The sequence below is a fragment of the Gilvibacter sp. genome (assembly GCF_965601605.1).
GTDB lineage: Bacteria > Bacteroidota > Bacteroidia > Flavobacteriales > Flavobacteriaceae > Gilvibacter.
Map to the genome: position 1 here is coordinate 67,554 of NZ_CBFCWJ010000016.1, position 15,832 is coordinate 83,385.

Below are 15,832 nucleotides of genomic sequence, written 5' to 3' on the forward strand. Positions count from 1 at the left end.
GTGTGAGCGGCCACTCAGTCGCTAATACTAGTACAAAATTGGTTATCTTTGCAGTCAAATTGTTACACAAAAACAAGAAAAATTATGTATCCACCAGAATTAGTACAGCCCATGCGTGAGGACCTAACGGTTGCTGGGTTTTCTGAATTATATACTGCTGACGAGGTTCAGCAAGCACTTAATCAAGAAGGAACTACCCTAGTCGTAGTGAATTCTGTATGCGGATGTGCCGCAGCAAATGCACGTCCTGGAGCTAAGCACGCCTTAAATAACGGAAAAACACCAGACCATTTGGTGACTGTTTTTGCCGGAGTTGATACCGAGGCTGTAAACGCAGTACGCGAGCGCATGATTCCATTCCCTCCAAGCTCTCCATCTATGGGCTTGTTTAAAGACGGAGAATTGGTACATATGCTAGAGCGCCATCACATTGAAGGTCGTCCTGCAGACATGATCGCAGAGAACCTTATGGACGCTTTTAACGAATACTGCTAAGCCCCTGCTCAACAAAAAATAAGACCACGTTTTTAAACGTGGTTTTTTTATGACTAATTTTGGGCATGGCCAAACTGTTATCCTATCCCATATCGGCAATTTATTATCTGGTTTTTGGACTGACCTTAGTGATCTTCCATCCGATCCAGTGGATTGCTTTGCGCGTTTTTGGCTATAAAGCGCACAAAGTCACTGTAGATTGGCTTCAATTCTGGCTAATGGCCGGAACAGGCATTCTTGGAACACGTTACAGTTTTAAGAATCCACATAAATCCAAAATCGGTACAGACAGACCTTTGATCTTGGTGTGTAATCACCAAAGCCTATACGACATTCCACCGCTTATCTGGCACTTCAGAAAAAACCATGTGAAGTTCATCAGCAAGAAATCCTTGGGGAAGGGAATTCCATCGGTTTCTTTTAATCTGAGACATGGTGGAAGTGTTTTAATTGATCGTAAGAATGCTGCTCAAGCAGTTGCCGCTATTGCCAATTTTGGAGACTATATTGAAACCCATAAACGTGCAGCAGTGATCTTTCCAGAAGGCACCCGAAGCCGCACAGGACAACCCAAACCCTTTCAGTCTAAAGGTCTTTTAACCCTTTTTGAAAAGATCCCATCAGCGCTTATTGTTCCTGTGAGCATCAATAATTCGTGGAAGCTTTGGCGTTACGGTTCCTTCCCGTTAGGGCTAGGTAATCACGTTCGCTTTACCGTTCACGATCCGATCTTATTAGAAACTGTTGAAGACCGCTCCGCATTGATAGGCCAACTTGAGAAAACTGTTCATGATGCCATTAAGTAGCACCCTAATTGAAAATACCATTGCCTTTGTCAAAGAAGAATTGGCTCAGGCAGAAGGCGGCCATGATTGGTTTCATATTGAGCGTGTTTACAAAACAGCTATGCGGCTGGGCAAGGAAGAACAGGCAGAGCTGCAAACGGTTGCGCTAGCAGCTTTACTTCACGATATTGCGGATGCGAAGTTTCACGGCGGAGACGAATCGCTAGGGCCTAAAAAAGCTGCTGAATTCTTAAAGACCCAAAATGTTGACCCGGCTCAGATCGACTCCGTAGTAAAGATCATTGAACATATGTCGTTCAAAAACTCGTTTGAGAAGAGTGGCTATGACAGTTTAGAATTGCGCGTAGTTAGAGATGCAGACCGTCTTGATGCCATTGGAGCTATTGGAATTGCACGCGCCTTTAATTACGGTGGATTTAAAAACCGAGCGCTATACGATCCGCAAATAGAACCTCAGCTTAATATGACCAAAGAGCAGTACAAAAAGAGTACAGCTCCTACCATCAACCACTTTTACGAAAAGCTGTTGCTGCTTCAAGATATGATGCATACCAAAACCGGCCGCCAAATGGCAGCCGGCAGGCATAAATTTATGGAAGCTTACCTTTCCCAATTCTACGGGGAATGGGAAGGTGAACGGTAATTAGTACTTCAAATCTTTAAGTGTGATCTTCTTGTCCAAATCTGACAGGTTGATCGTTCCCACTTCTTTGGTCTCCTGGGGAGTCGCATAGTTTCTGTAGATCGTATACTTTAAATAAGTTGGGTTGATAGAAGCCATCGGATTGAGTGACTCTAAGTTGATCAGCCACTGTCCAACCTCAGCATCATCGATCTCAAACTGCTGAATTGCATAACCTCCTTTATAAGCCATTTTCATAGCCTCTAAGTTATCAAAGCGCGTTTGCTTGTGGGTAAAGAACTTCCCTGCAGGACTTACAAATTGCAGGTCAAACTCCGCAGCAGGATCATTCCACTCAAAGACAATACGAATGTCCTTTTTGTAGCCTACGTTAAGCAAACGGTTTGGCAAAGTTTCATAAGCCACCTTGTCCTTGTAGTTGGACAACAGTTGACGCATTTCGGCTTCTGCCACCCCTTGAATTCCCGTGAAATCTAAAGAAGGATTGTTATTGTCTAAGATGAACTTGTAGAGTGAAAATGCCTTAGCATACTCTCCAGTCTCTTTGTACATATACGCCAAATCTCTATAACTCTGTGCATCGTTCGGGTTGAGCACTGCAATGCGTTGGAAAACAGACTTAGCGCCGTTAAGGTCACCTAGCTCTTGCAAGCGGTATCCAAGGCTTTTCAAGGCTTTTGGATTGTTTGGAGCCTCTTCAAGGATACGGGACGCCACCTTCATGGCAAACTCCTTGTTCCACTTTTCAAAATACTTGGAAGCATTCAAATAGTACTCTACTCCGTAAGCATTGGCCAAAGAGCTTTGTTGTTTGTAAATGGCCTGAGCCTCATCAAAACTACTGGCCTGCTGCAGCTGATTGATATATTCACTTTTGACCATATCATCCATGGCCAAAATACCTTCTGAATAGTCGTTGTTTGTCGCTTTAAGCGCTTCTAACTTTTCTTCTGGAGTTGGATACTTTCCTTGCGCAGTTGCAAAGGTTTTGGTCTCAATGATGATCACACCACTGCGGCCTTGGGATCCATAGCGAACACTACCAACCACTCCAGGAATGGTAGTCACGCTGTGAATGTTCTGCACGTCAATTAATGGCACCTGATTGATCCCTTGCTCGTAGATCATATCGTCAATCACAATGATAGGCAAGGTGCTTTGAGTCACAGAAGTTCCCAGAGAACGATTAAATGCATAGATCGGGTTTGGTCCAAAGATATCAGACACAATAATTCCAGGCATCTTGTTCAAAATTTGTCCTAAAACTATATAGCTCGGTAAGATCTGCTCTTCTGTAATTTGAGAAGCAGAAAATCCTAAGGCGTCAAAATCTTTAGTTCCGTACGCTGTATTGATGGTACGTGATCCTACTTTGTTCTCGCGCTCTTTACGCGCTCTTAATTCTACTTCTTCAAGTAATTCCCCATCCGTCTCTAAGTTGATCTCCAGGGCTTCTGCTTTAGCTACTAGCTCTGCAGGATAGGTAGTCAAGTAATCCACTCGTAAAACATCTCCAGGTAAAGCCTCAATGGTAAAACGACCCATATAATCGGTCTTAACTTCATTGTAGCTTCCTTTTACACGCACTACTGCACCTTGTACCGGAGCTCCTTCTGAAAGGACCACCCCGCTAATTCCATTAACCTCAGCTTTGTCTTTTACAGTTTCAGCGCTGATCGCCGCATTATACGGATTCAAAAACAGAATATTATTGGCTTCCATCAAGTTGTAAAAGCGCTCCATGCTCATCACCTTTGGTGCGTATCCTATGGCTGAGATCTCAATTTGATCTGCGGATGAGATCTGTTCTTCAACGATTTCGAGCTTAAAGCTTCCATCTGCTTGAGTCACTGTTCCGTAATTGCGATCAACGATATTGATATTTACAAACTCAACAGGTTGTTGGGTTTTGCCATCTAAAACATAAGCGTCAACATAGATGACATTCATTTGTGCAAAGAGCGGAAAGCTCATAAAAACGAGTAGTAGTGTAATGATCTTTTTCATAGGTATACATGTTTTAAGGTTATTGGGTTACAAGCCAGAAGCGTAGGTGTCTTCTGGCGTGTATACCCAGACCCCTCAGGGTCAATGCAATAAATCGTAGCGTGGTGGGCTTAGTAGCGCAACTGCTTAATGGTCACTTTCTGATTCAAATCAGACAGATTTACCATCCCTGTTTCTTGGGTCTGGTTACTCTTGCCGTAGTTTGTGTAAATGGTATACTTCAAATATACCGGGTTGATAGAGGCCTCACCAGCTAGTGATTCCACATTGATCAACCAGTTTCCGCGAACGCTGTCGTCAATCTCAAACTGCTCAATGGAATATCCTTTGGTGTATTCGTCTTCCATTTGTTCCAAATTGTCAAAACGCGTGTGCTTATAGGTGAAGTATTTTTTGCTTGGATCTACAAATTGAATGTCAAACTCTGCTGCAGGATCGTTCCATTCAAATACAATTCGCATATCACGCTTGTAATCTGTTTGCAACAAATTATTAGGCAGATCCTTGTAATAAACCTTGTCTTTGTGGTTAGCCAAAAGTTCGCGCAATTCGGCTTCTGCAACTCCTTGGATTCCACTAAAATCAACTCCAGGAGTTTGATTGGCCAAGATTCGCTTGTAGAGTGCGAAGGACTTGGTGTACTCTCCAGTTTCCTTGTAGATATAGGCTAGATCTCTAAAGCTCTGTGCATCGTTAGGATTGAGCAGCGCTAGTCTTTGATAGGCAGCTTTAGCCCCTTCCAAGTCTCCCATATCTTCCAAACGATAGGCCAACGTTTTTAAAGCCTTGTCGTTCTTTGGTGCGATGTTTAGAATTTCCTGAGCTACCTGAGCTGCGTACTCCATATTCCACTTTTCAAAGTATTCTGAAGCCTCTACAAAGAAGTCAATTCCATAAGCACTACCGCTAGCTAATGACCGCTGTTGATTGTAAATAGACTTAGCAGCTTCAAAAGAATTGGCTTGTCTCAAGCGAGCAACATAGTCACTCACAGGAAGGTCTTCTAACATTACCAAACTTTGGTTGTAGTTGTTTCCAGTAACCAAAGCTGTTTCCTCTTTCTCACCCGGCTTGTAATCACCTTGCGCTGAGGCATATGTTTTTGTTCTGATGATGATCACACCATTACGTCCTAGTGTTCCGTAACGAACAGAACCAACAATTCCAGGAATTACCGTAATGCTGTAAACATTATTGATGTCCACCAAGCCGTTTACTCCTAGCGGACCAATTTGATCCGGACCGTAAACCATATCGTCAATAACAATAGCACGACCATTACTCAGGTTTATGGATGTTGGGTTCACAACACCAACAGTTGGTAGTCTCAACAAAGCTTGTTCAAAGGTCAAAGCACCTTCAGAGATCTCATCGGCAGTGATCTGAGCCGCTCGGTAACCCAATCGGTCAAACTTCTTTTTGCCGTAAGCCGTTTCAATGTTTCTGTCACTTAAAAATTCTCTTTTCTCAGACTTTAAAGTGACTTGTTCTAAGAGTTGACCATCTACGGTCAAATCAATATTCATGCTCGATTGAGCACTTACCTCTTTAGGAAGCGTGGTCAAATAATCCACCTGAAGGACATCTCCAGAAAGTGCGTCGATCTGGAACTTCCCGTCTGCATCGGTTTTCACTTGCTTGTAGCTTCCCTTTACGCGAATAGTCGCTCCTTGTACAGGAACTCCTTCTGCAAGGACAACTCCAGCAACTCCCTTAGCACGACTGCCTTGATTGGCAGTCTTAATTGTTTCCTGACTAATTACCTCATTGTAAGGATTCAAGTACAAGACATTATTCTTTTCCATAAGGTTATACAGACGCTCCATACTCATGGTTTTAGGAGCATAGCCCAAGGCTACCAATTTGATCTGATCTTGTGGTCCGACTTGATCTTCAATGATCTCAAGTCTAAATTTTCCATCTGCTGTGGTCACGGTACCGAGGTCACGGTCCAAGACATTGATGTTTACAAATTCTATGGGTCGTTGTGTCGATCCATCCAAGACATAGGCGTCTATGGTCACCACATTCATCTGAGCTACCGCCGGTAAGGTCAGAATCGCTAATAAAAATGATAAAACTGTTTTCATAATAGCAACTTTAAAAGTTATCACTGCATGCACAACTAACTGATATCTAAGATACAACGCAAACCGTTAAAAAAGTAATCCCCGATAGAAATTAACGTTTGTTTGTGAAGCGGTCAAGTACCACTTTTACAGGGAGTTCCGCCAAATTAACCACCTTGGTTCTCTGGGATTCAAAAGGCGTCCCATAATTGAGATATAAGGTATATTTAAGGTAGGCTGGATTGGCCGCATTAGGCGCTCCAATGTTTCTGAGATTGAACTGCCAGATCCCAGGAGCATCTTCTGCGATCTCAAAAGATTTGGTATACACTCCAGACTTTCTAAAACGAACCATTTCCTCAGGATTTGAAAAACTGTCAAAACTCCAGTTGTAAAACTTCCCTTGTGGGTTGACAAATTGCATCTCAAATTCTGCTAAAGGGTCATTCCAGCTCACTTCAACGCGTATTTTCTGAGCAAATTCATCGTCTTCCAACCAAGTAGGAAGATCATCAGTATTGAGCTGATCTCGATGCGCATTCAAAAGACGCTTCATTTCAAAAGTAGCATCCTGAGCGAGCTCTTGATAGTCAACGCCGTCGGTTTGATTGGCAAGGATCCGCTTAAAATTCTCAAAGGCTTCCTCATAAGCTCCTGCGCGCACTTGCGCTTTGGCCAGATCATAAAGACTCTGCGCTTCATAAGGTCTTAATTGATGGATGGTCTGATAAACCTCCATGGCGCGCTTAGGTTGCAATTGTTGTTCTAGCACAAAGGCATAGGTCTTCAAGATCTTTGCATTATTCGGAGCTAAAACCGCTAAATTGGAAAACAGTCGTTTCGCAAATCGACCATCGACTTGTCTAAAGTAGTTACCACTATTGACCAAAAAAGGCACATTGAGCATATTCTTTTGCCCCTTAAAATCTCTGTAAAGCGCTTTTGCATCTTCTGTATTGGCTGCGTTTTTGTAACGGACCACATAATTCGGATCTTGAATCACAGCCTCCAAACGCGGAAGGTCTTCTGCAAAATCATTGCCCTTGACCAAAGCCGTATTGGTCTCTTTAGGCGCGTCAAAACGCATGGAACTGTTTTCTGTTTTGATCACAATGGCACCATAAGCACCTAAGGAACCGTATCTATTAGAAGCTACAACAGATTTCAGGGCCACAATGCTTTCAATGGTTTGCGGATCAATAGGCGGTAAAAGCTGATCCAAGGGTGCTTGCCCTTGCTGATAAGTGATTCCATCTACCACAATAATTGGGCTGGTATCTAGAGTGACCGACCCAGTGGTTAAACGAGCAAAGGTATAACGCTTCTCATCGCCTATACCCGTTACCAATACACCGGGTAATTTAACGACCAATTGATCCAGGTTTAAATGCTGCGGACCTATGTCTTTCCGAGTGACTTGTTGCAGGTCATATCCAACGGCATCTGCATTGCGCTCGCCAAAGGGTGTATCCACAGTGGTCGCCTCTGAGGCGGCAGCGGCTTGCACCACAACTTCATCCAATAGTTGTCCGTCGGTCTCCATAACCAGGTCTAGTTCTCCCAATTGATCCAGGACCAAACGCAAGGGTTTCATCCCCAAATAATCAACCGTGATTATATCGCCTATATCCGCATCGATATAAAAAGATCCATCACCACGGCTAACCGTTGATTCAAAACTGCCCAATACTTTGATAAACGCACCGGGTAATGGACCTGCTTCATTACTGACTCGCCCGAATATATCACCCGTCTGACCAGCAACACCTCTAGGCGCATAACGCAAATTATCATTGAGGTCATAGGTGAGATAGCGCATGGCTTGATCCATATTCATTCGAGCTAAATTGATATAGTGCCCGCCACTCAATCTGCACACATCTTTCAAAGCGGCATCAGCCGCTGTTTCATTGCTATTCACAGCAAAGAGCGGAACCTCGTAACGCTCGGTAAGTTGGCTTGTAGCACTCAATCCGTTGGTAAATAAGAGTGCTGCATCAGCATTAGGCCCAATATCTTCTTGCAAGACTTTAAAATCGGCATCTCCATCATAATTGGTGTCTAGCAGAAAATCTTCTAACTCATCCCAAGACTTTCTCGCCCTTTCAAAGCGTTGCTTTTCACGGTATCCCATGGCGAACTTAACCACGGTGATATCGGCGTCTTTTTGCTTTTTAATGAAGTTCTTGAGCAGTTCCAATTCCTCAGAAAAGTTCCGCTCCGAAGAGGCCGCAGAAGCGTCCCAATAGAGCAGCATCGAATTGACTTCTTCTCGTTTAAGTTCTTTAGAGATTCCTGAACTTTTAGGTCTGGAAGTTTCCAACCAAAAGCCCATTCCTATATAATCTGCCCGATCAAAATCGCCTTGGCTAACCAAACGCAAATAAGAGGTCCCACGATCAAAAGAGCCAAAAAGTGCCAAACCGATCTTTTTCCCATAAATCTCTATGAGTTCAATGCTGACAACAATGTCTTCATCTACTATGATATTGTAAGGTTTGAGATCAATGGTCTCTACTCCATAATCCTTGGAAATGACATGATAAATAGGTTTAGCCAAGATGTTTTTGCCGGGATATTTATTTTTGTAATCGTAAACATTGACGCGTATGCGCAAGCTGTCGGAGAGGTTTTCAGAAATCTTAAAACTCAGATTTAAAAGTTTGGTCCGTTCTCTTTTTATTCTGATTCGCGTTGCGATCTCCCCACCCAAGCCTTTCTTGTCCTTCCAATATCCAATGGTTTTATTGTCTAAGTTTTCAAAACCGATGGTCTCATACTTTCGCTCCTCATTGGTAATGTTCACCACGTCTAACTCATTAATAGCGGGTTTGAGATAGATCTTAGCGCGTTCTTCTCCATATAAACCGTGATACTTGCCCAAAGACAAATTCAAAGTCTCATATCCCAGAATGGAGAATTGCAAGCGGTCTGTAGGCTCCGCATCATTCGAAAAATAGGTAAAGCCGTAAAAGCCTGTTTCTTTGCTGATGGTACCGATTCCTTTAGATACGATACCCACATTGGCGAATTCGATAGGCGCTTTGGTCTCTGCATCATAAAGATATCCTTGCACAATCCATTCTTGCTGTGCGAGCAAGGAAAAACTGCTCAAAAGCATTACCCATAAAACAAAGCGCATTTTCATAACAAGTCACATAAAACTCCCGCTTGGGATTTATATAAATTTACGACTCAATTAACGCTTTAAAGGTAAATTCCAATAAAAAGTTACTATGATTTACATAAATCAATCAAACAATTTGAGTTGATTTTTATAAGGATTTGTAAATAGGTCCGTGCGGAGTTTTGGTTTTTCTGCGGAGGGGAAATACTGCTTTTTTGCCAGCGCTATCAGATCATTAATTTGTGCTGCAATGGCCCCTTGGCCGCGCATTCGCGTTCCAAATTCAGAACTGTTCACTTGTCCACCGTGACAATCTGCAATTTGGTTCAAAATACGATCCGCTCTATCGGGGAGGGCAGCTTTTAACCAAGCAGAAAAGATCTGCTCCAACTGTCCATTAAGCCTTACAATAGTATGACCAATTCTAAGAGCACCTGCGTCTGCTACGGTTTTGGCTAAAGGCAAAATCTCATGAGAATTGAGTGACGGAATAATTGGCGCCATCATGACCATTACAGGGATGTTGTTAGCCGCCAAGGTCTCTACGGTTTGCAAACGCTTCTTGATAGTTGCCGTTCTGGGTTCCAACAACCTGCGCGTTTTTTCAGATAGGGAGGTTATGGAGATCACCACTTGAACCAAGTTATGAGCTGCCAACTCTTTAAGTAGATCCAGGTCTCTGAGCACCAAAGAATTTTTGGTTATAATCCCAACTGGATGTTTCCAGTCCAGCAAAACCTGCAAGCATTTGCGCGTTAATTCAAATTTCTTTTCAGCGGGTTGATAGCAATCTGTATTACCAGAAAGTACAATTGGGCTCGGTTCCCATTTTTTACTCTTCAGTTTTTTAATGAGTAATTCTGGAGCATTCTTTTTGACCATAATCACGCGCTCAAAATCTAATCCCGCACCGTAACCCCAATACTCATGGGAGTTTCTTGCATAGCAGTAAACACAACCGTGCTCACATCCTTGATAGGGATTAGCAGAGAATTGCATCCCCACGTCAGGGCTGGTCACAGGATTTACAAAACTTTTGGGATAGACGGTTAAGTATCGCGTCTTATTGGATTCAAAGTCTTCCTGTTCCTTGCTACAATACTCCAAAAAGTCATCCAGCCACTCGTGTTTTTCGGAGGCGAATTTATTGTGGACACGCTCTTGCGCGCCCCGACCTTTTAGATGTGATTGCATGTACTTTAGTGGGAATTACTCCCACCAAAGTACAAACTAATTTGGAATATTTCCAAATATTAGGATTATTTCCTAAAAGTCTATCGGTATGTATAAGTCAACACGTAAGCTGAAGCTCCGTCATCTGTAGAATCGATGGTCACCGTAGACGAGGTTGGATAATCGTCATCGTTGTACACGTGGTTGATACTCATAGTCACCACAACAGCACCACTCTCATCGCGAATTACCATTCCGTTTGGATTGTTTAGCGGATAAAGCATACGGGCCAAAACGATCTCCGCTGGATCCGGAATCATGGAAAAGCTGAGTTCTGTTTGGTCCAAAACCTCAATAATTCCAGCGGCTTGCAAGGTATAAAATGTTGGGTTAGGCTCGCTGTCATAGGTGATGGTAGCTTCATAGAAGGTCAAAGTTCCGTCAAACTCCTCTTCAACTAATGAAAGTAAAGAAGGGTTGTTATTAGAGTCATAGCTCAAAACCTCACCGATCTCAAAGGCATCCAAAGGCGCCTCATAGAGTTCCATAATATTTAAAGCATCCCCAGAACCAGTTACTTGACTTAAGGCTCCGCCTTCATAAGAGAAGATCGCAGTGTCGGTTCCGTCATTGACAGAAGTCACAGAATTGTCTGAAGCATAGTTGACCGTAATGTTGCGGTCTGCCTCGGTTGGGTCGTTACTTTCTACAGTAACTTGAGCGATCAAATTTTGGGCAACATCTCCGCCGTTAGCATCTTCAAACATATCAGAAACGGAGTCATCACTGTCACAAGAGGAAAATCCAACTAAGACAGCAGTAAGCATAAATAGGGTAACATTAATCTTTTTCAAGAGCAATTAAAATTTAGTAGTTAATAAAAAATTGAGTATTTCAACGGGCGCGATATTACGCCTATTTTCCTGGGAAGAGTGCCTTGCGTTTCTCTAAAAAAGCCTGTGTACCTTCTTTAAAGTCTGCAGTACCAAAACACTTACCAAACTCGGTGATCTCAGTGTCGTAACCGTTCTCTCCGGCTTCGTAATTGGAGTTAATGGCAGTTATTGCAGCGGCAATCGCAACAGATGAGTTAGTCATGATCTTTCCAGCGATCTCGTGACATTTTGGAATGAGATCTTCTTGACTGGTCACGTGATTTACCAAACCGTATTCCAAGGCTTTGTCTGCCTTGATCATCCCGGCGGTCATGATCATTTCCATGGCACGGCCTTTACCCACCAATTGGGGCAAACGTTGCGTACCTCCATAACCTGGAATTACCCCTAATGAAACCTCTGGCAAGCCCATGCGCGCATTGTCACTGGCCAATCTAAAATGTGCAGCCATAGCCAATTCTAATCCACCACCTAAGGCAAAACCATTTACGGCAGCAATTACTGGAGTTGATAAATTAGCAACAAAATCAAAAAGACGCGCCTGCCCACTGCTAGCCAATTTCTCTCCTTCTGATACCGAAAAATCAGCAAACTCAGCAATATCCGCTCCGGCAACAAAGGCCTTCTCTCCAGAACCTGTCACAATGATCACTTTAACCTGGTCATCCTGATCTGCCGCCTTAAAGGCTTCATGCAGCTCAGAAATGGTCTCTGTATTGAGGGCGTTAAGTTTTGAGGGGCGGTTCACGGTAATGGTACAAACGCCATTGGCCGATTCAGATAGCACATTGTTGTAAGTCATGATTGTTTGGTTTTTTAGGTCAGTTTTGGAAAACGAACTTCGAAGGTGGTTCCTACCCCTTCTTCACTTGTAAAATTAATACTTCCACCGTAGGTTTCCACAATATTTTTTACCATTGCGAGTCCAAGTCCCATCCCACTGCTTTTGGTGGTAAATTTTGGCTCAAAAACGAGTTCTTTGTTCGCCTCAGAGATCCCAACACCATTGTCCTTCACACGGATCACTGCGGAATCTGCATCAGTTAATACGTGTACAAATATCTTAGGGTCCTCTTTATTGACCAAGGCCTGGGTAGAGTTCTTGACCAAATTGGTGATTACGCGAATCAGTTGCGTACGATCAAATTTGGCGATCACCTCATCCTCATCGGCCTCAAAATAGATATAGGACTCGTTAAAGATGTCCAAAGCAAGCTTCGTGATCTTGACCACATTAAGCGTTTCATCTTTTTGCGCAGGCATTTTGGCATAGGTAGAAAAAGCAGAAGCAATAGAACTCATGGTATCAATCTGCTGGATGAGCGTATTGCTGTACTCTTTAACCTTCTCTTTGATGTCTGGGTCGTTCGGGTCGAACTTGCGCTCAAAACTCTGTACAGACAACCTCATGGGCGTTAGTGGATTCTTGATCTCGTGAGCTACCTGTTTGGCCATTTCTCGCCATGCGGCCTCGCGTTCTCCCGTTGCCAATTTTGCCGCACTGATCTCCAGTTCATCAATCATGGCGTTATAGGATTCTACCAAATTCACGATCTCCGGACTGGTATCATCGGTTACGATCTTCTCATTGCGAATTCCCAAGGAGGTCTCCGTCATTTTATCGCTGATGGATTGCAGCGACTTGGTGATGTATTTGGACAGGAAGAATGCTAAAAAGATCGCAATGCCTAGCATCAATAAATACACTTGCGCCAATCGAGTCAGAAACTCAACCAACTCTCGACTGATAAAGTCATCCTCTTCTATATAAGGCAAATTCAGGATCGCGATGGGCTTGAATTTGTTGTCGGTGATATAAGAATATGACGAACGAAAGCTCTTGCCTTCCTCGGTAAATTTTTGGACGTATTTTTTGGTAGATGATTTCTGTAAACCGCTGAGCATATCCTGTGGAATTTGTACTCGAGTGGTATCTCGCATCAAAGACGCTTTGGAACTTTTAAGCAACTTTCCGTCCAGATCATAGATGTACAATTCCAGATTATGGATGTCTTTGATCTCATAGATCTTGGTGCGAAAGATCAGCGACAGATTCTCGGTCTCTACAGGATAAGTCGTTGTTTTTAGCACATAATTGATGCTGGACTTTATAGCCGATTCCTTACGTTCTAATCGTTCGGTGTGGTAGTCTTTGGCTTCCTCACTATACTGATAAATAGAAACCGCGGCAATCAGCACAGAAGCTGCAATTACCAAGAGCAACATGGAGAGGAATATCCGTGTTCTTAAGCTAAGTTTCACCGGGTTTGGAAGTTTTTAATGTCCGTTCAAACTACAAATATTAGACCAGAATCATTCTTTTTCTGCTCGATATCTTTTGTAGGCCTTGAATCCAAGCATCAGAAGTAGCGCAAAGACTATAATTCCCAAAGTGCCGTAGATCCAATTAATCGCATTTTTAAGGATTACCAAAAAGACCACCGCAAACAGGATCAAGGTGGCTCCCTCATTGAACAAACGCATAAAGTTAGAACTGTACTTTACCTTATCAGCTTGTAAATCCTTATAGATCAAATGACATTTAATGTGATAAGCGATCAGCGCAACCACAAAGGCCAGTTTGACTTGCATCCAGGCATCCGTAATGTAAAATGGGCGCAACACCATCAGCCAAATGGCAAATCCGACGGCCAAGAACATGGATGGCCAAGTGATGATAAACCAAAGTCTTTTGGCCATGATCTTTAGCTGATCTCCAAGAATGGTCTTGTCTGGCTCTGGCTTTTGAAAAGCCTCTATCTGATACACAAACAAACGCACTATATAAAAGAGCCCAGCAAACCAGGTGATCACAAAGATCAAGTGAAGGGATTTGATATAATTATACTCCATATTAGTTACCTATGCGTTCAAGGGCTTTTTCCATCCACGGATCGCCATCAGCATTCAAATCGTTCCAATTCAAATAGACTTCTGGTAAAAAGTCTTCCCGAGGGGTTCCGTTCACGTGAAATAATTGCTCAAAGGTAATGTTTAATCCGTAGCCTGAATTGGGCAAACTCACAGAATAATTTGCACCGAGCAGTCGCGCCATTTGGGTTCCAACAACGGTAGCATTGCCAAAGGCATCCAATCCAATGGTCACACCCTCCCCCATGCTTCCAGTCCAAAAGTTGACCAAAACATAAATGGGTTTATCGTAAGTGACACCACGCGACTCAACAATCTCTGTCCACCGCTTATCTTCTGCTACCCGATAATGCGTTTGATAAGGCTTAGGTTCTGAAGTGAATCGACCTAAAATGGGCATACCTACATTAGAATCACCGCCCGAAGGGGTATTCCTAAGATCTAATATCAGGGCTTTGGTATTCATCAATGTATTCAAGGCATCATCAAATACAGTGATCAAGTCTGTGTTCCCTAAAGAGTTCTCAACGCGGATATAACCAATGTTCCCATCCAACAATTTACTGGTGAGTAAAGCACTCTCATTTTGTGGATACGGACAAATCCCGAGGTCTAATTCCATTTGTTTTCCCTCGCGGATGACCTTGACGGTTCGAGGCAATCTATAATCGCCGGCCAGCGCAATATTGAATCCGTTTTCTAAGGAAAACTGCGATCCTCCATTGAATTTTCCGCTGTAACGAGCTACTGCATCCTCAACAAGAATTCCATTGATCGATACTACGACATCCCCAGGTTTGATTATTGACTTTGCAGGTGCCCCTTCACGAACTTCCAAAATCGTGTAGCTGCCATCAATGAGACCTCCTTTTATATCCGTGCCGCTTGGCAACAGACGTTGAGATCGATCGGTATTGGTCAGTAAATGGGTGTGTGAGTCCGCCAATTCGCGCAACACGGCCTCCAAATAAAGCGTAAAGTAGTACGGATGCGTAACCGTATCGGTCAGTGGACGGTAGTGATCTTTTACGGCCTTCCAATCCGTGCCTTGTCTTTCAAAATAGGCGTAATTCTTTTCCACCTCATCCCAAAGGAAATCAAAATCGGCCTTAAAATCTTGCTGCGCTTGGAGACCAAGCGCAGCAGTTAAAAAAAGGTATAAAGTCAGAAGCTTATTCATCAGCTACAAACAGATAATTCAAGTTCAAACTATTGAATGCGGCATTGAAATTGGCAATTTCTTGAGTGATGAGCACATCAAACTTATCCAACTGCTCATTGATCAATGCAGTAAGTTCGTTTTTAACCATCACGTCCTGCTCAGTAGGTGGGAAGTCATCCATCCCTACCAAAGAGTTCAGGTGCGCCAATTTATTGGTCAATTTGATCGGGAAGTTAAGCGGATCTTGCCCAGAACGGTTCTTGGTTTGATACAAGGCCTTTTCGATCTCTCCGAACTGCTCGCTGAGATTCTTGGCTTGTTCAATGAGTTCTGCCACACGCTCGTCTCCCTTATATTGTTTTTGGAATGCCTCCAATTGCTTATTGACATTTCTAATCTTTTTAATGGCTTTATGCGCTTTATCTACCGTTTCATTAACATCATTGATGAAGTTGAACTGCTCGCGCATCCCAGCAATATCCGTCTCCGCATTTTCATCAGCTAAGATATTGAAGGTCTTTTCTTGGCTTTCTCCGTCAACACTTAAGGCTACTTTATAGGTGCCCGGAACCGCCTTAGGCGC

At 43.2% G+C, this 15,832-nt stretch carries 12 protein-coding genes and 1 pseudogene; 3 read left to right on the plus strand and 10 right to left on the minus strand.

The genetic code is table 11. The features are described 5' to 3' along the window. Positions 1–84: 84 nt before the first annotated feature. The 3 genes from ACSLP7_RS04200 (at position 85) to ACSLP7_RS04210 (ending at position 1,944) form a co-directional block, all read left to right on the plus strand. Positions 85–495: a BrxA/BrxB family bacilliredoxin gene (locus tag ACSLP7_RS04200; RefSeq protein WP_272830709.1), complete on the plus strand. Its 411-nt coding sequence runs from the start codon at positions 85–87 to the stop codon at positions 493–495. 65 nt (positions 496–560) lie between these two features. After that, positions 561–1,301 (plus strand): lysophospholipid acyltransferase family protein, encoded by a 741-nt coding sequence (locus tag ACSLP7_RS04205; protein WP_435578160.1) that lies wholly within the window; start codon positions 561–563, stop codon positions 1,299–1,301. Then, positions 1,288–1,944 carry an HD domain-containing protein gene (locus ACSLP7_RS04210; protein WP_435578169.1) on the plus strand — a complete coding sequence of 219 codons (657 nt, stop codon included), beginning with the start codon at positions 1,288–1,290 and terminating at the stop codon, positions 1,942–1,944. Before ACSLP7_RS04205 ends, ACSLP7_RS04210 begins: the two co-directional genes overlap by 14 nt. Here ACSLP7_RS04210 and ACSLP7_RS04215 read toward each other — a convergent pair whose 3' ends face one another. From ACSLP7_RS04215 to ACSLP7_RS04260, 10 genes and pseudogenes are all read right to left on the minus strand, one after another. Continuing rightward, complete coding sequence (locus tag ACSLP7_RS04215; RefSeq protein WP_435578161.1) at positions 1,945–3,951, minus strand: hypothetical protein; 2,007 nt, start codon at positions 3,949–3,951, stop codon at positions 1,945–1,947. 110 nt (positions 3,952–4,061) lie between these two features. Then, entirely contained in the window at positions 4,062–6,041 is a 1,980-nt protein-coding gene (locus tag ACSLP7_RS04220; RefSeq protein ID WP_435578162.1) for a hypothetical protein, read from the minus strand. Positions 6,042–6,132: 91 nt separating this feature from the next. After that, positions 6,133–9,168 carry a hypothetical protein gene (locus ACSLP7_RS04225; RefSeq protein ID WP_435578163.1) on the minus strand — a complete coding sequence of 1,012 codons (3,036 nt, stop codon included), beginning with the start codon at positions 9,166–9,168 and terminating at the stop codon, positions 6,133–6,135. Positions 9,169–9,270: 102 nt separating this feature from the next. Next, positions 9,271–10,341 carry a PA0069 family radical SAM protein gene (locus tag ACSLP7_RS04230; protein WP_435578164.1) on the minus strand — a complete coding sequence of 357 codons (1,071 nt, stop codon included), beginning with the start codon at positions 10,339–10,341 and terminating at the stop codon, positions 9,271–9,273. An 80-nt stretch (positions 10,342–10,421) separates the two neighbouring features. Next, a complete protein-coding gene (locus ACSLP7_RS04235; RefSeq protein ID WP_435578165.1) occupies positions 10,422–11,174 on the minus strand; it encodes a hypothetical protein in 753 nt (250 codons plus the stop codon). 61 nt (positions 11,175–11,235) lie between these two features. Further along, entirely contained in the window at positions 11,236–12,018 is a 783-nt protein-coding gene (locus ACSLP7_RS04240; RefSeq protein ID WP_435578166.1) for an enoyl-CoA hydratase/isomerase family protein, read from the minus strand. A 14-nt stretch (positions 12,019–12,032) separates the two neighbouring features. Further along, complete coding sequence (locus ACSLP7_RS04245; RefSeq protein ID WP_435578170.1) at positions 12,033–13,442, minus strand: sensor histidine kinase; 1,410 nt, start codon at positions 13,440–13,442, stop codon at positions 12,033–12,035. Positions 13,443–13,529: 87 nt separating this feature from the next. Next, positions 13,530–14,069: a CopD family protein gene (locus ACSLP7_RS04250; protein WP_435578167.1), complete on the minus strand. Its 540-nt coding sequence runs from the start codon at positions 14,067–14,069 to the stop codon at positions 13,530–13,532. Position 14,070: 1 nt separating this feature from the next. Then, positions 14,071–15,267, minus strand: coding sequence for a S41 family peptidase (locus tag ACSLP7_RS04255; RefSeq protein WP_435578168.1), 1,197 nt, complete (start codon positions 15,265–15,267; stop codon positions 14,071–14,073). Then, positions 15,260–15,832 (minus strand): annotated as a pseudogene (locus tag ACSLP7_RS04260) (glycosyl hydrolase); the annotation flags it as partial. The pseudogene ACSLP7_RS04260 and the gene ACSLP7_RS04255, both read right to left, overlap by 8 nt.

Bases quoted from the DNA above. Each gene is read 5' to 3' on its own strand.
- ACSLP7_RS04215 (WP_435578161.1), bottom strand. From the start codon at position 3,951: ATGAAAAAGATCATTACACTACTACTCGTTTTTATGAGCTTTCCGCTC.
- ACSLP7_RS04245 (WP_435578170.1), bottom strand. From the start codon at position 13,442: ATGTTGCTCTTGGTAATTGCAGCTTCTGTGCTGATTGCCGCGGTTTCT.
- ACSLP7_RS04200 (WP_272830709.1), top strand. From the start codon at position 85: ATGTATCCACCAGAATTAGTACAGCCCATGCGTGAGGACCTAACGGTT.
- ACSLP7_RS04250 (WP_435578167.1), bottom strand. From the start codon at position 14,069: ATGGAGTATAATTATATCAAATCCCTTCACTTGATCTTTGTGATCACC.
- ACSLP7_RS04220 (WP_435578162.1), bottom strand. From the start codon at position 6,041: ATGAAAACAGTTTTATCATTTTTATTAGCGATTCTGACCTTACCGGCG.
- ACSLP7_RS04205 (WP_435578160.1), top strand. From the start codon at position 561: ATGGCCAAACTGTTATCCTATCCCATATCGGCAATTTATTATCTGGTT.
- ACSLP7_RS04210 (WP_435578169.1), top strand. From the start codon at position 1,288: ATGCCATTAAGTAGCACCCTAATTGAAAATACCATTGCCTTTGTCAAA.
- ACSLP7_RS04225 (WP_435578163.1), bottom strand. From the start codon at position 9,168: ATGAAAATGCGCTTTGTTTTATGGGTAATGCTTTTGAGCAGTTTTTCC.
- ACSLP7_RS04240 (WP_435578166.1), bottom strand. From the start codon at position 12,018: ATGACTTACAACAATGTGCTATCTGAATCGGCCAATGGCGTTTGTACC.
- ACSLP7_RS04230 (WP_435578164.1), bottom strand. From the start codon at position 10,341: ATGCAATCACATCTAAAAGGTCGGGGCGCGCAAGAGCGTGTCCACAAT.
- ACSLP7_RS04255 (WP_435578168.1), bottom strand. From the start codon at position 15,267: ATGAATAAGCTTCTGACTTTATACCTTTTTTTAACTGCTGCGCTTGGT.